At 69.8% G+C, this 20,133-nt stretch carries 8 protein-coding genes; 3 read left to right on the forward strand and 5 right to left on the reverse strand.

The features are described 5' to 3' along the window. Positions 1–143 precede the first annotated feature (143 nt). The gene (locus AC5L3Z_RS25170; protein ID WP_494845500.1) at positions 144–6,560 is read left to right on the forward strand and encodes an RHS repeat domain-containing protein; all 6,417 of its coding nucleotides are present in this window, start codon (positions 144–146) and stop codon (positions 6,558–6,560) included. Between the two features lie 730 nt (positions 6,561–7,290). Here the strand turns inward: AC5L3Z_RS25170 and glgB are convergent. From glgB to glgA, 3 genes are read right to left on the reverse strand one after another with little or no spacing between them, the layout of a single operon-like run. After that, positions 7,291–9,393 carry a 1,4-alpha-glucan branching protein GlgB gene (gene glgB, locus AC5L3Z_RS25175; RefSeq protein ID WP_494845501.1) on the reverse strand — a complete coding sequence of 701 codons (2,103 nt, stop codon included), beginning with the start codon at positions 9,391–9,393 and terminating at the stop codon, positions 7,291–7,293. Then, positions 9,381–11,477, reverse strand: a complete 2,097-nt coding sequence (locus AC5L3Z_RS25180) for an alpha-1,4-glucan--maltose-1-phosphate maltosyltransferase (protein ID WP_494845503.1) — start codon at positions 11,475–11,477, stop codon at positions 9,381–9,383. The genes glgB and AC5L3Z_RS25180 overlap by 13 nt, the downstream gene beginning before the upstream one ends. A gap of 37 nt (positions 11,478–11,514) precedes the next feature. Beyond that, positions 11,515–12,726, reverse strand: a complete 1,212-nt coding sequence (gene glgA / locus AC5L3Z_RS25185; RefSeq protein ID WP_494845504.1) for a glycogen synthase — start codon at positions 12,724–12,726, stop codon at positions 11,515–11,517. A 72-nt stretch (positions 12,727–12,798) separates the two neighbouring features. Between glgA and glgC the strand changes: the two genes are divergently transcribed. Together glgC and pgm are read left to right on the forward strand one after the other, a co-directional pair. After that, complete coding sequence (gene glgC / locus AC5L3Z_RS25190; RefSeq protein WP_334526289.1) at positions 12,799–14,031, forward strand: glucose-1-phosphate adenylyltransferase; 1,233 nt, start codon at positions 12,799–12,801, stop codon at positions 14,029–14,031. A 47-nt stretch (positions 14,032–14,078) separates the two neighbouring features. After that, positions 14,079–15,722, forward strand: coding sequence for a phosphoglucomutase (alpha-D-glucose-1,6-bisphosphate-dependent) (gene pgm / locus AC5L3Z_RS25195; protein WP_494845506.1), 1,644 nt, complete (start codon positions 14,079–14,081; stop codon positions 15,720–15,722). 21 nt (positions 15,723–15,743) lie between these two features. Here pgm and AC5L3Z_RS25200 read toward each other — a convergent pair whose 3' ends face one another. Next, positions 15,744–16,673, reverse strand: coding sequence for an NAD(+)/NADH kinase (locus AC5L3Z_RS25200; RefSeq protein ID WP_494845507.1), 930 nt, complete (start codon positions 16,671–16,673; stop codon positions 15,744–15,746). Between the two features lie 93 nt (positions 16,674–16,766). Then, positions 16,767–19,877: a M14 family metallopeptidase gene (locus tag AC5L3Z_RS25205; RefSeq protein ID WP_494845509.1), complete on the reverse strand. Its 3,111-nt coding sequence runs from the start codon at positions 19,875–19,877 to the stop codon at positions 16,767–16,769. Between the last annotated feature and the right edge of the window lie 256 nt (positions 19,878–20,133).

Genomic DNA, 20,133 nt, shown 5'->3' on the forward strand with positions numbered 1-20,133 from the left:
GACCGATGGCATGAAACATTGATCGCGCCACGGGGGTGCGCGACTGGACACTCTGCGTGGCTCCTGTCTCTTCTCGCAGAGGTGAGGTCCGTATGGTCGGGCACGGGGGCATACGCCTGACTCGTCCCAGGTATGTGGTCGCGATGATCGCGGCGACGTCACTGGTGGCGAGTTTGTTGTCGGGATCGCCGGTGTCGGCGAAACCCAGGGGTGGAGAGCTGGCGAAGGCCCCGGCGACGTCGCCGGGTCGGTCGGTCAAGGGCGTGAAGCCGTTGCCGACCAAGTTCGTCACGCCGCCGGACGACGCCAAGTCGAACTTCAAGCCGACCCGGGTGTCGTGGCCGAAGGCCACGTCCGCGCGGGTCGACCTCTCCCCGGCGGGCGCGCGGGTTGCCGCGCCGGGCAAGGTGCGGGCGGCAGGGACGCCGGTGTGGGCGCAGCCGGTCGCGGCGAAGGCCGGCGGAGCGGTCGGCCCGCGGAGCCTGGACGTGAAGGTCGCCGATCGCAAGGCGGCGGAAGCGGCCGGGGTGGACGGCGTGCTGCTCTCCGTCAGCCCGGACGTGGCCTCCGGCGCGGTCCGGGTGGGCGTGGACTACGCGGGGTTCGCCGAGGCGTACGGCGGCAACTACGGGTCGCGGTTGCGGCTGGTGCAGCTGCCGGTCTGTGCGCTGACCACGCCCGCCGTGGCGGCGTGTCGGACGGCGACGCCGCTGGCGTCCACGAACGACGCGGCGGCGAGGTCTGTCTCGGCGGAGGTGCCGTTGGCTCCCTCAGCTTCTCGGACGCAGGCCGCTGCGGGCGGCATGACGACCGTGCTCGCGGCGGTGGCGGCGGCGGGGGAGGAGGGCGGCAAGGGCGGCACGTACGCGGCGACCGACTTGAAGCCGTCGGGTTCGTGGACGGGTGGGGGTAGCACCGGTTCCTTCACGTATTCGTATCCGATCACCGTGCCGCCGGCAGCGTCCGAGCTGGTGCCGACGGTCAGCCTGTCGTATGACTCGGCGAGCGTGGATGGTCAGACGGCGTCGACGAATGCGCAGTCGTCGTGGGTGGGTGATGGGTGGTCGACTGGTCGGTCGTTCATCGAGCAGTCGTTCGCGTCGTGTCAGGATGATCCGGGTGGTAAGGCGTCGCCGGTGAAGACGTATGACCGGTGTTATGACGGTCCGGTGCTGACGATGTCGTTGAACGGGTCGTCGACGTCGTTGGTGTGGGACGCCACCAAGCAGGTGTGGAAGCCGGAGGCGGACAGCGGTGAGGTTGTCACGAGGGTGACGGGTTCGAACAACGGGTCGGGCACGGAGCACACCGACTACTGGCGGGTGACGTTGCGTGACGGCACGGTGTACGAGTTCGGGCGTAACCGGTTGCCGGGGTGGTCCTCGGGGAAGGCGGAAACGAAGTCGGTGGATTCCACGCCGGTGTATTCGCCGCATGCGGGGGATCCGTGTTACGACTCGGCGGGGTTTTCGGCGTCGGTGTGCACGATGGCCTACCGGTGGAATCTCGACCATGTGGTGGACGTGCACGGTAACGCGATGGCGTACTACTACGGGCAGGACACGAATTTCTACGGCCGCAACAAGGGCGCCACGAATGTCTCCTACGTCCGCGACTCGTGGTTGAAGCGGATCGACTACGGCTTCCGCGACGGTGGCGCGTATGGGACGGTGCCGAACCGGGTGGTGTTCCACACCGGGGACCGGTGCCTTGCGGGAACCTGCCAGCCGTTGAACTCGGCGAACAAGGCGAACTGGCCGGACGTGCCGTTCGACCTGATCTGCGCGTCGGGGACGGACTGTGATGACTGGAGTCCGTCATTCTTCTCGACGGTCCGGCTGACGTCGATCGAGACGCAGCAGTACAACACGGCGTCCACGCAGCACGAGCCGGTCGACTCCTACGCGCTTGCGCACACGATGCCGGCGACGGGGGATGGGACGTCGCCGACGTTGTGGCTGTCGTCGGTCACCCGCACCGGCCACGATGTGAGCGCGGGCGGCTCGACGGCGGCGATCGGTCTGCCGTCGGTGAGTTTCAGTGGGATCAAGCTGGCCAACCGGGTGGACACGGCCGGGGGTCTGCCGTCGTTCTACCGGCAGCGTATCTCGGCGATCACCACCGAGACCGGGTCGGTGATCTCCCCGAGCTACGAGTTGCCGGTGCCGTGCACGGCGCCGGTGTCGCAGTCCCCGGCGTCGAACACCAAGTCGTGTTATCCCGTGTACTGGACGCCGGACGGGTATGTGAATCCGTATCTGGACTGGTTCCACAAGTACGCGGTCACGAGGGTGACGTCGACGGACCCGACGGGTGGGGCGGCGGCGTTGTCGACCAGCTACAAGTATCTGGGTGGCGCGGCGTGGCGGTACGACGAGAACGAGGTCGTCAAAGCCAAGTACCGCACCTACGGGCAGTTCCGTGGCTACGGCAAGGTGCAGACCTTCAGCGGTGACGGTGTCAACGACCGGCGCACCCAGTCCGAGACCGCCTACTACCGGGGCATGTCGAAGAACAACAACACCACCGTCGTGAACGTCACCGACTCGGCAAACGGAGTTCACGAGGATGTGGACGAGTTCGCCGGGCGGGTGTTGGAAACCACCGAGTACCTGGGTGAGAACGGCCGGATCGACTCCTCGACGATTACCTCGTACTGGGCGTCCGGCGCGACCGCGACCCGCTCGCGCACGGGCCTGCCGGCGATGACCGCGCAGTGGGTGCAGCCGGTCAAGACGTACACCCGCCAGGCCGTCACCAGCGGGGCGTCACCGACCTGGCGGTATACCGCCACGGAACACAGCTACGACGCGAACACCACCAGCGCCACCCTCGGATCGCTCAAGCACACCTACACCTACACCGTGCCGATCAACGCGGCGCTTGACCAGTGCACCAGCTACACCTACGCCCCGGCGAACACCAGCAAGAACCTCATCGGCCTGGTCTCCCAAACCGAAACCGTCGCCGTAGCGTGCGGCGGGTTCACCCAGGGCAGCCCCGCCTCCAAGCCCGGCAGCGTCAACACGCTGACCGGCCCGGCGACGGTGAACCGGCCGGCGCAGGTGGTGAAGGTGGAGCGGACCTTCTACGACGACACTACGTTCAGTGAGACGTTCCCGCAGGCGGCGGCGCCGACCAAGGGTGACGTCACGATGACGCGGGCGGCGAAGGACTACACCTCGGGTGCCTACGTGTGGCAGACGGCCGGGCGTTCCACCTACGACTCGTACGGGCGGGTGGTGGACAGCTACGACGCCCGGGGCAACAAGTCGACCGCCGGCTACACCATGAACGCCGTGGGCCTGGTCACCGGCACGACCACCACGAACGCGTTGCTGCAGAGCGCGTCAACCACGGTGAACCCGCGCCGGGGTGGCACGCTGACGGCTACCGATGCCAACGGTGTCGTCACTCGGCAGCAGTACGACGCGCTGGGCCGCTCCACCGCGGTGTGGACCCATTCACGGGCGACGAGCAGCCCGGCGAATCACACATTCGCCTACACCGTGTCGAAGACCGGCGTGACGGCGGTGACCAGCCGCAAGCTGAACAACTCCAACGGCTACCAGACATCGGTCACCCTCTACGACGCGTTGCTGCGCACGCGGCAGACGCAGGCGGTGACCCCGCAGGGCGGTCGGATGATCACCGACACGTTCTACGACACCCGGGGTTGGACACGGGCGTCCTACAACGGGTGGTGGGAGGACACCAACCTGCCCACCGTGAGTGCTCCGGTGTCGGCGGCGGATCTGAACAAGCAGGTGCCGAACCAGACGTTCACCACCTACGACGGTCTCGGCCGGGCGGTTATCGTCACCGCCGCGAAGAACGGCCTGGACGTCTCGTCGACAACGACGGTGCATCACGGCGACCGCACCACGGTCGTCCCGCCGACTGGCGGCACGGTGGCCACCACCATGACTGACGCGTTGGGTCGCAAGAGCCAGCTGGTGGAGTACACGGCCCGTCCGACCGTGACCGTGCCGGCGGACACGTTCACCGGCACGTTCACCGTCACCGGCGGCACCACCACCAGCAGCAGCTACGGCTACGACGCCCGCGGCAACCAGTCGACGTTGACCGACGCCGCGGGCAACGTGTGGACCTCCACCTACAACCTGCTCGGGAAGGTGGTCGCCAAGACCGACCCCGACGCCGGCAGCAGCAGCCTGCGGTATGACGCCAACGGCAACCTGGAACAGTCCACCGACGGGCGCGGCAAGACCCTGTCCTACACCTACGACGCGCTCAACCGCAAAACCGGCGAGTACGCCGCTGCGGTCGCCAGCCAGACGGCGGCCAACCAACGCGCGAAGTGGATCTACGACAACAGCAACGACGTCGCTGGCGTCACCAACCCGATCGGACAGTTGACCACCACGATCGCCTACCGGGATGGGCAGGCCTACACCACCCAGCAGAAGGCCTTCAACGTCTTCGGCAAGAGCCTCGGGGTGACGGTCACCATCCCCGACAGCGAAGGCCTGCTGGCCGGCTCCTACGTCTTCGGCCACACCTACACCAGCGCTCTCGGCCTCCCCCTGACCGAAACGTATCCGGCCAAGGGCAGCCTCCCCGCCGAGACCGTGCTGCACGGCTACGCCGGGGTCCTCGACCTACCCACCACGTTGGGTGGGCTCGCCGGCTACACCCAGAGCGTCACCTACGACGCCTGGGGCCGGGTCAACCAGCAGAAGATCGGCTCCGCCACCAGCTTCGCGCTGGTCACCAACGCCTACGACACCCACACCGGCCGGTTGACCAACCAACTCGTCAGCAAAGCCACCAGCACCACCACGGCGACCGCGGTCGACGAGCAGGACTACCGCTACGACGCGTTCGGGAAGATCAACCGGAAGATCAGCAAGCGCAACGGCGCCACCGCCGAAACCCAGTGCTACGGCTACGACGGCCTCAACCGGCTCACCGAAGCCTGGACCGCCACCGACAACTGCGCGGTCACCCCCACCACAGCCAACCGGTCAATGGTTGGTAACAGCATCGGCTCCGGCAGCGCCTACTGGGCCAGCTGGGACGTCAACGCGATCGGCGACCGCACCGAACAGATCGACCGCAACCTCACCGGCGGCACCGACATCACCACCACCTACACCTACGACGGCAACGGCCAGGGCAAACCCCACACCCTGACCGCCACCACCAAGACCGGGGGCGCTACCGGCAGCACCGCCTACACCTACGACGCCGCCGGCAACATGACCGGCCGCAACGCCGCCCAAGGCGCTCAGACACTGAGCTGGGACGACGCCGGAAAACTCACCGGCGTCACCGGCGGCACCAGCGGCGACAACACCTTCATCCACGACGCCGACGGCAACCTGCTCATCCAAAAAGAACCCGGCAAGAACACTCTCTACCTACCCGGACAACAACTCACCCTCAACACCGCCACCGGCATCATCGACGGCGATCGTCACTACACGTTGCCCGGCGGCGGCACCGGCATCCGCTCCGGTAGTGGAAGCAACTACACCTTCGCCGTCGCGGACCATCAGGGAACGCCGACTCTCTACTTGGATAGCACCGCGCAAACCCCGACCTGGCGGCAGTACACCCCTTACGGCGGGCCCCGCGGTGCCGGTGCCACCTATGTCGACAACCGGGGCTTTCTCAACAAGCCGATGAGCCCCACCGGCCTGACCACCATTGGTGCCCGCGCCTACGACCCCGCCACCGGACGTTTCGTCTCCGTTGACCCGATCATCGACTCTGCGGACCCACAACAGTGGAGCCCTTACGCCTACGGACACAACAGCCCAATTCACTACAGCGACCCGACCGGCCTCATCTTCTGTGGCGACGATGCATGCAAGCTGACCTACACTCCACCCCCGAACGTCGGAGGTGGTAACGGCGGGGGGTCGAAGGAAACCACCAAGCCGAAGAACGGGAAGATCACCGATCGGCGGCATGACGTGAATCGCCACTGCGACGCGGCATGCGCGAAGAAGCGCCTGGGGATGCGGATCAAACCTGTTATGGCTCAGATCCTGTTCGCGAGCTGGGCTCGGCCTGCCCTGGCCTCCTCTCACGCATGCAAGGCTTACGGCGTATGTGGCATAGCCGACGTCGCTGTAACCGTCAGTGAAGGTGAGGATGTCGATCTGGGCCTCGTCTCCGGAATCCGACTCAGCAAGACAGTGAACCTCGACCGGAACGACGAAGAGGTTCCGAGCGTCTACGTCGAGGACTACGAGGGCATGTCACGCGGACTAGAAGCCAGCATCGAGTTGGGCGGCGCTCATGGTGGCGTGGGAGTCGGTGGCTCTGTGGAATTCTCGACCGGACAGAACATGGGCGCGAGCTTCCCCGCGAAGAGTAACGGCACCTCCACGGACGCCTACATATCGCCTAAAATTGCCTACCAATGGAAGAAGACCACAGCCGTGGTGCGGTACGAGGATGGTCGGACTGAAAAGTACGAGGCTTACGATCTGAAGATCGACCATTACGGCTATGGTGCAGGAAAGTCGACCGGTTACGGAAACCTTCCCGCCATCGGTGCCGACCCGTTCCCCGAGATGTTCAAGTGAGCGCAAGCTACTGACATGATGAGACCAATCCTGGTATTAGTTCCTCTCGTGGTGGCGGGCTGCACGGCAGATCAGCCAGATCTGCCGGGCCTGAGTGAGGCCGTGACGAATACCCAATCCGTAGTCGCGAGCCATGTCGGTCACGGTGATGGGCCGGTCGCGCTAGGGCCGGTACGGGATCGCGGACGTCCTCTCACGATGTTTGGATCGTGCCTGGGTGGGGGTGTCATGGAGATTGTGGCAACCGACGATCGAGGTGGTGAACGAGGGCGGACCTCTTACCGCTGCAACGGAAGGCGGGGAGCGGGCTTGGAGATCGCCTCCGAAAGGCTCGGCGAGATCACCGTTGATCCTCACTTTCGTGGTGCCGTCACGGACTGGGAAATTTACGTGACGGAAGGCCTTGCGCCTGCAGTCGAGCCTCGGCCGACTTGATCCTTCAGAGTCAGAACCGGAGATCGGGGTTCGGGCGGCGATCAGAGTCGTTGCCCGACCCCGCTCTACCCTTGCCTCTTGTCGTGTCGACCGGCAGTCGCACGACCGTCTAGTGGCACCGGCTAGCCAGTCATGTTTGAAGAAGCTGCGAAACAACCGATGTCCACGTATGTATCCGACAACCGTGGTGCCGTCCTAGCCGGCGCGCGCCACACAGCAACGGCCGCCTTAATACCTCGCCACTGCTGGCGTCGGCGTGGCCGTTGACCGTTCCGATCGCAGGGTGGCCCCGTAATCAGCTTGGGCGGAACCAGAGCACCCCCAGCGGCGGCACCCGCAGCGCCGCTGACGCGACCATCCCGTGCCACGGCACGTCCTGCGCCTGCACCGTCCCCAGGTTCCCCACCCCCGACCCGCCGTAGTGCCGCGCGTCGGTGTTGATCACCTCGGTCCACGTCCCGCCCGCCGGCAGCCCCACCCGGTAGTCCTCCAACGGCAGGGCGGAGAAGTTCGCCACGCAGACCAGCGTCGCGCCGTCCGGGGCGATCCGGACGAACGAGACCGCGTTGTTGGCGACGTCGTCGCCTGCGATCCAGCGGAACCCGGCCGGCTCGGTGTCCTGCGCCCAGAGCGCCGGGGTGTCCCGGTAGACGGTGTTCAGGTCGCCGACGAGGCGCTGCACGCCGGCCCGGGCCGGGTCGTGCAGCAGGTACCAGTCGAGGCCGCGCTCCTCGCTCCACTCCCGGTCGTCGGCCAGCTCGGAGCCCATGAAGAGCAGCTGCTTGCCCGGGTGCGCCCACATGTACGCCAGCAGCGCCCGCACGTTGGCCAGCCGCTGCCAGGTGTCGCCGGGCATCTTTCCGGCCAGCGAGCCCTTGCCGTGCACCACCTCGTCGTGGCTGATCGGCAGCGTGTAGTTCTCGCTCCAGGCGTACGCCAGGGAAAAGGTGAGCTGGTGGTGGTGGTGCTGGCGGTAGATGGGGTCCTTGGAGGTGTAGAGCAGGGTGTCGTGCATCCAGCCCATGTTCCACTTGAACCCGAAGCCGAGGCCGCCCTCGGTGGTCGGCCGGGTCACCCCGGGCCAGGCGGTGGACTCCTCGGCGATCATCACCACCCCGGCGTGACGCCGGTAGACGGTCGCGTTGACCTCCTGGAGCAGCGCGATCGCCTCCAGGTTCTCCCGGCCGCCGTGCTGGTTGGGCGCCCACTGCCCGTCCTGGCGGGAGTAGTCCAGGTAGAGCATCGAGGCGACCGCGTCGACCCGCAGCCCGTCGACGTGGAACTCCTCGCACCAGTAGAGCGCGTTGGCGACGAGGAAGTTGCGGACCTCGCGGCGGCCGAAGTCGAAGACGTACGTGCCCCAGTCGGGGTGCTCGCCGCGGCGCGGGTCGGGGTGCTCGTAGAGCGGGGTGCCGTCGAAGCGCGCGAGGGCCCACTCGTCCTTGGGGAAGTGCGCCGGCACCCAGTCCAGGATCACCCCGATGCCGGCGGTGTGCAGCCGGTCCACCAGGTAGCGGAAGTCGTCGGGGCTGCCGAACCGGGACGTGGGCGCGTAGTAGCCGGTGACCTGGTAGCCCCAGGATCCGCCGAAGGGGTGCTCCATCACCGGCAGGAACTCCACGTGGGTGAAGCCCAGCTCGGTGACGTACGCGGTGAGCTGCTCGGCCAGTTCCCGGTAGCCGAGGCCGGGCCGCCACGAGCCGAGGTGCACCTCGTACACGCTCATCGGCTCCTGGTGGGGTTGGCGCCGCGCCCGCCGTTCCAGCCAGGTGGCGTCGTTCCACTCGTAGGTGGAGTGGTGCACCACCGAGGCGGTGGCCGGCGGCACCTCCGCGTACGCCGCGAGCGGGTCGGCCTTGTCCCGCCACTGCCCGTCGGCGCCGAGGACGCGGTACTTGTAGCGGGCGCCGACCTGCGCGCCGGGCACGAAAATCTCCCACACGCCGCTGGAGCCCAGCGAGCGCATCGGCCAGCCGTCGTCGGCGCCCCAGCCGGTGAAGTCGCCGATCACCCGCACCCCGCGGGCGTTGGGCGCCCACACGGAGAAGGCCACGCCCTCGTCGAAGACGCGCGCGCCGAGCGCCTCCCAGAGCCGTTCGTGCCGGCCCTCGCCGATCAGGTGCAGGTCCAGCTCGCCGATGGTGGGCGGGTAGCGGTACGGGTCGTCGGTGACCCGGCCGTCGGCGTCGACCCGGTAGTCCAGCACGGTGCCGTCGACGACGGCCTCGAAGATCCCGACGTCGTGCACCCGCTTCATCGGGTGCCGCTCGGCGCCCACGAGCACGGCCACGTCGCCGGCCCCCCGGCGCATCGCCCGGATGGTGGTGCGCCCGTCGGCGGGGTGCGCGCCCAGCACGGCGTGCGGGTCGTGCGTCTCGCCGGCGATCAGCTGGTCCATCGGTCGTCGTCCTTCTGGGCCGGAGCGGTCGGGGCGGTGCCGCCCGAGAGGTCGGTGGGTACGTCTGCCACGGTCAGGGTGGCCGGGACCGTCGTCGCGGGCGCCGGAGCGTCGGCGGCGTGCGGCCGGCGCACGGTCAGCACGTGCGCCGGTTGCAGGTACGGGTCGAGGCGGACCGCGTTGCGCTGCCCCCACTCGTAGCTGGTTCCGGTCAGCTCGTCGTGCACGGTGAACCGCTCGTGCCAGTCGAAGCCCAGCGCCGGCATGTCCAACGTGGTGTTGCCCCACTGCACGGTGTGCGAGTCGAACGAGCAGACCACGATGACGGTGTTGCCGGTGTCCGGGTCGTGTTTGGACCAGCAGAGCAGGGCCGGGTTGTCGATGTCGTGGAAGCGCAGGTTGCGCAGCCGGTGCAGGGCGGGGTTGTCCCGGCGTACCCGGTTGAGGGTGGCGATGAAGGGGGCCAGGGAGCGGCCGTGGGCCTGCGCGCCGGCCCAGTCCCGGGGGCGCAGCTCGTACTTCTCGTTGTCGAGGTACTCCTCGGCGCCGGGGCGGGCCACGTGCTCGAAGAGCTCGAAGCCGGCGTACATGCCCCACGAGGGGGAGAGCAGCGCGGCCAGCACCGCCCGGATCTTGAACATCGGCGGGCCGCCGTGCTGCAGGGACTCGTGCAGGATGTCCGGGGTGTTGGGCCAGAAGTTGGGCCGCATGTAGTCGGCCGCCGCGACCAGCTCCTCGCAGTACGCCCGCATCTCCGCCGCCGAGGTGCGCCAGGTGAAGTAGGTGTACGACTGGGTGAAGCCGATCTTGCCCAGCCCGTGCATGATCGCCGGCCGGGTGAACGCCTCGGCGAGGAAGAGCACGTCCGGGTCGACCTTCTTGACCTCGCCGATCAGCCAGTGCCAGAAGTCGAACGGTTTGGTGTGCGGGTTGTCCACCCGGAAGATGCGGATGCCCTCGCCGACCCAGTGCAGCACCACCCGCAGCACCTCGGCGCGGATGCCCTCGGGATCGTTGTCGAAGTTCAGCGGGTAGATGTCCTGGTACTTCTTCGGCGGGTTCTCCGCGTAGGCGATGCTGCCGTCGGCGCGGGTGGTGAACCACTCCGGGTGCTGCGTCACCCAGGGGTGGTCGGGGGCGCACTGCAGGGCCAGGTCCATCGCCACCTCCAGGCCCTGCTCGGCGGCGGCGGCGATGAACTCGCGGAAGTCCTCCGGCTCACCCAGGTCGGGGTGGATGGCGTCGTGGCCGCCCTCGGTGGCGCCGATCGCCCACGGCGAGCCGACGTCGTCGGGCCCGGCGGTGAGGGCGTTGTTGGGGCCCTTGCGGTTGACCCGGCCGATCGGGTGGATCGGCGGCAGGTAGAGCACGTCGAAGCCCATCGCCGCGACCCCGGGCAACCGGTCCATCGCGGTGGCGAAGGTGCCCGAGCGGGCCGGGGCGTCCACGGTGGCCGGTACCGCCCCCTCGGAGCGGGGGAAGAACTCGTACCAGGCGGAGAAGAGCGCGCGGGGGCGGTCCACCCAGAGCCGGTACTCGTCACCGGTGGTGACCAGCTCCCGCACCGGGTGCGCCCAGAGCAGGTCGGCCAGGTCCAACGCCGGGGCCACCCGGTGGGGCAGCGCCAGCCGTTCGTCGCGCAGCGCCGCCACCGCCGTCCGCACCCGCTCCGTCTCGCCGGCCGGGACCAGCGCGACCGCCGCCTCCAGCACCCGGGCGCCCTCGGCCAGGTCGTTGGCCAGGTCCTCCGGGCCCTGCCCGGCGGCGATCTTCTTGGTGACCGCGTTCTGCCAGGTCAGGTAGGGGTCCTGGAACGCCTCGACGGTGAAGACCCACTCGCCCACCGCGTCCGGCCGGATGGCCGCGTGCCAGCGGTCCTGACCCGGTTCACCCGGGCGCATCCGGGTGAACGGCCGCGCCGCGCCGTCCGGGCCGAGCCAGACCACGTTGCAGCCGAGCGCGTCGTGCCCTTCCCGGTAGGCGCGGGCCGACACCGGCACCACCTCGTCGACCACCGCCTTGGCGGGATAGCGACCGCAGGCGACCACGGGGGAGACGTCTTCGATCGGGAACCGTCCGCTCACATCGCCAACCTACTGTGCGAGATCGCTTCGTGCTCGGTCAGCCCGTCGCGCCCACCGACCGGTAGACCTCCAGCGTGCGTGCGGCGATGGCGTCCCAGGAGAAGTGCTCGACGGCCCGCCGCCGCCCGGCGAGGCCGAACGCCCCGGTCCGTGCCGGGTCGGCCAGCAGCCCGTTGATCGCCGCGGTCAGGTCGGCCACGAACCGCTCCGGGTCCAGCGGCCGCCCGCTGCCGTCGGTCGCCTGGTCGATCGGCACCAGCAGCCCGGTCTCCCCGTCGGCGACCACCTCGGGAATGCCACCGGTGGCGGTCGCCACCACGGCCGTCTCGCAGGCCATCGCCTCCAGGTTGACGATTCCCATCGGCTCGTAGACCGACGGGCAGACGAAGATCGTCGCGTGGGTGAGCACCTGGATCACCTCGTGCTTGGGCAGCATCTCGGCGACCCAGACCACCCCGGAGCGCTTCGCCCGCAGCTCGGCGACCAGCTCCTCCACCTCGGCGGCGATGTCAGGCGTGTCGGGGGCCCCGGCGAGCAGCACCAGCTGGGTGTCGGCGGGCAGCTCGCGGGCCGCGCGCAGCAGGTACGGCAGGCCCTTCTGCCGGGTGATCCGCCCCACGTACACCACGCTCGGGCGGGACGGGTCGATGCCGAGCCGGTCCACCACGTCGGTGCCGTGGTCCGGGGCGTACTGCGCGGTGTCGATGCCGTTGTAGACCACCCGGACCCGGTCCGGGTCGACCGCCGGGTAGGCGGTGAGCACGTCGCGCCGCATCCCCTCGCTGACCGCGATCACCGCGTCGGCGCCCTCCACCGCGGTGCGCTCGCACCAGGAGGAGAGCGCGTAGCCGCCGCCGAGCTGCTCGGCCTTCCACGGCCGCAGCGGTTCCAGGCTGTGCGCGGTCACCACGTGCGGCACCCCGTGCAGCAGCTTCGCGGTGTGCCCGGCCAGGTTGGCGTACCAGGTGTGGCTGTGGACCACGTCACTGCCGGCACACCCCGCGGCCATCTCCAGGTCGACCCCCATGGTGCGCAGCGCGGCGTTCGCGCCGGCCAGGCCGGCTGGTTCGGCGTACGCGGTGACGCCCGGTCCGGTGCGCGGCGCACCGAAGCAGTGCACCCGCACGTCGGCCAGTCGGCGCAGCTCCCGGGCCAGGTACTCGACGTGCACCCCGGCGCCGCCATAGACCTCCGGCGGGTACTCCCGGGTGAGCAGGTCGACGCGAAGCGAGGGTGCGGAGTCCGTCATGCCCCCGCACCCTAGTGCAGAACTGTGCCCGTACGAGTGGTGAAGTGGCAGCCGGATGGATAGCGTCGGTGCATGGCTGCCAAGGTGCTCGCGATCGTCCTGGCCGGTGGAGAGGGCAAGCGCCTCATGCCGCTCACCGCGGACCGGGCCAAGCCGGCCGTCCCGTTCGGCGGGATGTACCGCATGGTCGACTTCGTCCTCTCCAACCTGGCGAACGCCGGCTATCTGAAGATGGTCGTCTTGACCCAGTACAAGTCCCACTCACTGGACCGGCACGTCACCACGACCTGGCGGATGTCGACCATGCTGGGCAACTACGTCACCCCGGTGCCGGCCCAGCAGCGGCGCGGTCCCTGGTGGTTCGCCGGCTCGGCCGACGCCATCTACCAGAGCTTCAACCTGATCAACGACGAGCAGCCGGACTACGTGATCGTCTTCGGCGCCGACCACATCTACCGGATGGACCCCCGGCAGATGGTGGAGGACCACATCGCCTCCGGCGCCGGGGTCACCGTCGCCGGCATCCGCCAGCCGCTGTCGATGGCCGACCAGTTCGGCGTGATCGAGGTCGGCGAGGACGGCCGGCGGATCAGGGCGTTCCGCGAGAAGCCCACCGACGCGGTGGGCCTGCCCGACGCCCCGGACCAGATCTACGCCTCGATGGGCAACTACGTGTTCACCACCAAGGCGCTCTGCGAGGCCGTCGAGCGTGACGCGGAGGACAAGACCAGCAAGCACGACATGGGCGGCAACATCATCCCCATGTTCGTCGAGCGGGGCGACGCCAACGTCTACGACTTCAAGGACAACGAGGTGCCCGGCAGCACCGACCGCGACCGGGGCTACTGGCGTGACGTGGGGACGCTGGACTCCTTCTTCGACGCCCACATGGACCTGATCAACGTCCACCCGGTGTTCAACCTCTACAACTTCGACTGGCCAATCTACAGTGCCCAGCCGCCGTTCCCGCCGGCGAAGTTCGTCCACCAGTGGGGCGAGCGGGTCGGCCGGGCGGTCGGCTCGATGGTCTCGCCCGGCGCGGTGATCTCCGGTTCGCTGGTGGAGAACTCGATCGTCTCGCCGAAGGTCAAGGTCCACTCCTGGGCGCACGTGGACGGCGCGGTGCTGATGGAAGGCGTGGAGATCGGCCGGCACGCCGTGGTGCGCCGGGCCATCCTGGACAAGAACGTCTTCGTCCCCGAGGGCGCGGAGATCGGCGTCGACCTGGAAAAGGACCGGCAGCGCTACACCGTCTCCGACAATGGCATCGTGGTCATCGGCAAGGGCCAGCGCGTCGAGCCCTGAGCCCTGCCCCGCCAGCAGCCAGCGCCTGAACCGAGGAGGATCCCGCAGTGTCCCACCCCCGTGCCGGACAGCCCGCCGAGCCCGCCGACCTGGTCGACGTGCCCCGGCTGCTGACCGCCTACTACGCCGAGCACCCCGATCCGGCGGACCCGGCGCAGCAGGTCTCGTTCGGCACCTCCGGGCACCGGGGGTCGTCGCTGCGGAACGCCTTCAACTCCGACCACATCCTCGCGGTCACCCAGGCGCTCTGCGACTACCGGCGGGAGCAGGGCCTCGACGGTCCGCTCTTCCTGGCCCGGGACACCCACGCGCTCTCCGCCCCGGCCGAGGCGGACGCGCTGGAGGTGCTCGCCGCCAACGACGTCACCGTGCTGCGGGACAGCCGCGACGGCTACACCCCGACCCCGGCGCTGTCGCACGCCATCCTCACCCACAACCGGGGGCGGACCAGCGGGCTCGCCGACGGCATCGTGATCACCCCGTCGCACAACCCGCCCGACGACGGCGGCTTCAAGTACAACCCCACCCACGGCGGGCCCGCCGACACCGACGTCACGAGATGGATCCAGGACCGGGCCAACGCGATCCTGGCCGCCGGGCTCAAGGAGGTGCGGCGGATCCCGTACGCGCGGGCCCGCGCCGCCGACACCACCGGCGGGTACGACTTCCTCGCCAACTACGTCGACGACCTGCCCGCGGTGCTCGACATCGACGCGATCCGCGCCGCCGGGGTGCGCATCGGCGCCGACCCGCTCGGCGGCGCCAGCGTCGCCTACTGGGGCGAGATCGCCGAGCGGCACCGGCTCGACCTGACCGTGATCAACCCCACGGTCGACCCGACCTGGCGGTTCATGACCCTGGACGGCGACGGCAAGATCCGGATGGACTGCTCCTCGCCGAACGCGATGGCCTCCCTGATCGCCGCCCGCGCCGACTACGCGGTCTCCACCGGCAACGACGCCGACGCCGACCGGCACGGCATCGTCACCCCGGACGGTGGCCTGATGAACCCCAACCACTACCTGGCGGTGGCGATCGGCCACCTGTTCCGTACCCGATCGCAGTGGGGCCCGGCGGCGGCCGTCGGAAAGACGCTGGTCTCCTCCTCCATGATCGACCGGATCGCGGCCGACCTCGGCCGGCCGCTGCTGGAGGTGCCGGTCGGCTTCAAGTGGTTCGTGCCCGGGCTGCTCGACGGGGCGGTCGGCTTCGGCGGTGAGGAGAGCGCCGGCGCGTCCTTCCTGCGCCGCGACGGGGGCACCTGGACCACCGACAAGGACGGCATCCTGCTCTGCCTGCTCGCCGCGGAGATCATCGCCACCACCGGCCGGACCCCCAGCCAGCACTACGCCGAGCTGACCGAGCGCTTCGGCGCCCCCGCGTACGCCCGGATCGACGCCCCGGCCAGCCGGGCCCAGAAGGCGGTGCTCGGCAAGCTCTCCCCGGAGCAGGTCGGCGCCACCGAGCTGGCCGGCGAGCCGATCACCGCCACGCTCACCGCCGCACCGGGCAACGGCGCGTCGATCGGCGGGCTCAAGGTGACCACCGAGTCGGGCTGGTTCGCCGCCCGCCCCTCGGGCACCGAGGACGTCTACAAGATCTACGCCGAGTCGTTCCAGGGGGCGGAGCACCTGAAGCGGATCCAGGAGGAGGCGAAGGCGCTGGTGGACGGGGTGCTCGCCACCGCCTGACGCCGGGGCGGGGGCGGACGGTCAGCGGGGCGGGGGCAGCTCCCGGCGGTTGAGCTGCTCGCGCAGCCCCGCGGGGAGCAGCTCGCGCAGCTGCTCCGGCAGCAGCGGCAGGTCGAGCAGGCCCAGCTTGAGCTGGTTGCGCTCCTGGTAGCGGCGCGGGTCGAGGCGTACCACCAGGCCGGCGTCGCGCTGGTACCGCACGTGCACCGCGCCCTCCGTGGCCGCCTCCTGGATCACCATGCCGTCGATCTCCACGGCCACCGGCGCCGACTCGGCGCGCAGCTCCAACCGGATCGTCTCGTCCGGAGAGAGCACCACCGACCGGGAGATACCGGACATCGGCGCGGAGGGCGTCACCACCACGGCGTCGGCGGCCGGCGAGATCAGCGGGCCGCCCGCGGCGTAGCTGTACGCCGTCGAGCCGGTCGGCGTGCTCACCACCAGGGCGTCGCAGCGGTAGTAGCCGTACTGCTGGCCGTCGACGGCGAGGGTGGCGGTGACGAAGCCGGAGCCGGGCTGGCGGACCAGCGCGACGTCGTTGAACGCGACCATGTCGTCGCCGCAGATGTCGCAGGCCAGGCAGGCGTGCGACTCGACGGTGAAGTCCCGTGCGACCAGCCGGGCCAGCGCTCGCGGCAGGTCGGGCGGCTCCACCTCGACCAGGAAGCCCAGCCGCCCCAGGTGCACCCCGAGCACCGGCTTCGGGTGGCGCACGGCCGAGCGCAGCGCACCCAGCATGGTGCCGTCCCCGCCGATGCTGATCAGCGCGTCGCACCGGGCTGCCAGCTCCTCCGCCGGGACCGGTTCCACCGTCGGCGGCACCCGGTGCCGGTCGTCGACCCGGACGGCCAGCGACTTCCCGTGCCGGGCGGCCCACCGTTCGATGATCTCGACCACCTCGGAGACGTCCCGGGTGGGATGCAGCACCAGACCGATCAGGTACGCCGCCACCGCTACAGCTCACCACATCCGCCGGGTCGGCGGTGGGCGTACCGGAAGGCGCGCCGGCGGTGTCCCCACCGCCGGCGCGCCCGGTCCGCGGCGTCAGCGCCGCGCCGCTCCGGTCAGGTGGGCCAGCGACCGGGCGACCAGGTCGTCCCGGGCCGCCGGGGCCAGGCCCTCCAGGCCGAAGCCGAGGTAGACGGTGTCGTCGGTGACCACCGCCGCGCCCTCCTCGAAGGCCTGCTGGCTGCGGGCCCAGTCGTTGGCGGCCGGGGCGGAGCCGGCCGGCGGCCCGGCCACCGTCCAGCCGTCCAGGTCGGCGGCCTCGAAGGAGGTCTCCGAGACGACCACGCCGTCGGCGTACACCCGCGCGTCGTCCAGGAAGACGCCCAGGCCCTGGGTGCCCCAGTCGGAGGCGTAGGTGATCGACAGCTCGACCTTCTTGCCGGCGTACGCCGACAGGTCGACGGCGAACTCCTGCCAGCCCCCGGAGGCGCCGGTGGCCGCGTTCCAGCTACCGGTGCTGCCGGTGGGGGAGCAGTCCGCGCCCTGGTAGTGGGCGAGGAACGGGTGCAGGGTCGCCGCCCAGCCGGACTCGCAGCTCTCCCCGGTCCCGGTGCCGGTGCGGCCGTTCTTGTCCGGCAACGTGGTCCAGTCGTCGCTGCCCACCTCGTGCGCCTCCACGAACAGGTAGTCCCAGTCCTGCTCGATGTCGTACGAGGTGAAGAAGCGCAGCTCGCCGCTGGAGGCCGAGGTCAGGTCGACGGTCCGGGTGAGCCGCTTGTACGACTCGTCGGCCCGCCCGCTGTAGAGGTACCACTCACCGGTGCGCGGGTCGAACGGCGCGCTGCCCGGCCGCGCCCAGTCCACCGTCGCCGAGCTGGCGAACTGCGGGAACCGGTCCGGCGTGAGGAAGCTCGACGTGGACAGGAACGAGGCGGTGTGGTCCTGGTTGCCGGCGGAGCCCTCCGCGTTGAGCTGCCCCGAGAAGCCGGCGAAGGCCCCCTCGGCGCCGCGCAGCGGGTACGGCGTGCCGTCCGGGGCGGAGCCCCCGTCGCTGACGTAGTTGTACGCCCCCAGGTAGTACTGCTGGAAGTCGTTCAGCAGCGGCAGGCAGCTGGCGTCGTCCGGGTCCGTGCACTCCGCCCCCGGGTTCGGCTGGTAGACGTACGAGCCGTTCGCGGCCTGGGCGAAGAGCGCGTACTTGCCGCTGACAAGCAGCTTGCCGCCCTCGTTGAGGTAGTCCCGCACGGCCAGCTCGGTCTCCAGCGCCGCCCGGGCGGCGGTGCCGCCGACCTGGCCGGGGGAGCGCAGGATGATGTCGTCGCCGGTCTCCCAGACCACCGTCCGGTAGTGCGAGAGCACCCCCAGCGGGTGCGGCGCCTTGCGGCCCATGGTGTCGAAGTCGTACACGTCGCTGCTGCGGCCGGCCTTCGCCAGCGACGCGGCGATCTCGTCGGCGTACTTCGCGCCGGTGGCGTTCTGCGCCGGGCTGAGCCCGGTCACGTCCTCCACCGCGAGGACCAGCACGTCACCGCCGATGTCGCCGTGCACCCGGTAGGTGAAGTGCTCGCTGGCCACCGGACCCTTGCGGGGCTTGACCCCGGTGAACCAGACCTCGACCCGGTCGCCCGGCTTCGCGCCGCGCACCGTGCCGCGCAGCTCGGCGTAGTAGTCGTCGTGGGTGTCGCCGTACCGCTCACCGCCGCGCCACTCGCGGACCTTGGTGGTCTTCGGCCGGCCGCCGTTGACGGTGTAGTGCATCCGCACGTTCTTCAACGCCCGCCGGGTGATCGACGCGACCTGCTGGTCGCGCCCGTAGGAGGTGTCGAAGGCGTCCACCACGAAGTCCGGGGTGGCGCGCCCGACCACCGACACCGGGTCGTCCGGGTCGGCCGCCGACTTCGCCACCGCCAGGGCGAACGGCACGTTCTTCGCCACCTCGGCCGAGATCAGCTTCTCGTCGTCGGGGAAGATGAAGCCGCTGACGCAGTCCTCGGGGCGCCACTGGTCGTCCGGGTCCGACGCGGCGGCCGACTGGCAGGTGGACATCTCCGGCGTGAAGCCGAGGGTGCCGTACCGGACGGTGGCGTGGCTGTCGGTGTCGCCGTTGGTGGTGTACAGCTCGGCGGAGATGTCCGGGTCGTAGCCGGGGACCGCCGGGTGCGCGTCGTCGCCGACCATCGCCTCGTAGATCACGTCGTCCGGGGTGGGGGTGCTCACCTGCCACCCGACGCCGTAGAGCAGCAGCTGCGCGGCCGAGTGGTAGTTGACGAAGAACTCGAAGCCGACCCGCTTGAAGAGCCGGTCCAGCGCCTTCGTCTCCGGCTCGGAGTTCGGGCCCGGCCCCCGGTAGGTGTCGCTGTTCGGCTCCGGCGAGGAGCCCTCGTCGTCGTAGCCCCACTTGTAACTGAAGTTGCGGTTGAGGTCGACGCCGTCGGCGGTGGTGATCTGCCCGTCCCCGTCGTTGTCGCGCAGGTTCTTGCGCCACAGCCGGTTGCCGGGGGTGAAGGTGTGGTCGTACCCGTCCGGGTTGGCCACCGGCAGGAACCACAGCTCGGTGGTGTCGACCAGGCGGGTGATCTGCGGATCGCTGCCGTAGTTGTCCAGCACGTGGTGCATCAGCCGGCGGGTCATCTCCGGGGTGATCCACTCCCGGGCGTGCTGGGCGCTGCCGTAGAGCACCGCCGGGCGCGTGCCGTCCGGCACGCTCCGCGCGTTCTTGGTGACCTTCACCGCGAGGATCGGTTTGTCCTGCCAGGTACGGCCGATGGTCTCCAGCTTGGCCAGTCTGGGGAAGCGGGCCGCGGTGGCGGTGATCTCGTCCCGCAGGCCGCCCGGCGCGCTGTACGGGCGGAACGCGTCCCAGCCGGCCGCGGCCTGCTCCCGCAGCGCCTGGGAGGCGGCCTTGCCGCGCACCTTCTTGACGTCGAGCTTGACGCCCTGGCCGGCCAGGCGCTCCGCCTGCCGGGTGCTGAGCACCGTCTCCACCTCGGTGGAGCCGGCGGGGTCGGTGCCGCGGTGGTCGTGACCGAGGTCGACGCCCGCGGCCCGCAACTTCTCCAACTGCTGCGCGTCGAGCGTGCCGACGTACACCTCGAGCTTGTCGCGGCCGCCCGGCTCGGACGGGGGCCGGGCTGCCGCCGGAGCGGTCAGCGTCAACGCGCCGACCAGGGTGAACACGCCGGCGATCGCCAGCCGTGTTGGTCTCATCGCATCCCCTTTGGTGGAAGGACCGGTAACGGAGAGCCTTCCCAACTTGACTCACGCGTGTCAATGGGGCACTCGGCTCCGTCGGTGTGCCGGGATGCCGTCGCTGTCGTCACTGTCGTCGGTGGTGGTCCAACCGGCCGGCCGGCCTTCGTAACCCGCATTTTGTCGCCTCGTTGAGGGAGGTGCTGACGAATGGGTGGGCGCGACGAAGATCAGGACGCCCCCGACGGTCGGCAGCCAACCTAGGGAGCGATCG

This window comes from Micromonospora sp. LZ37, assembly GCF_059359015.1.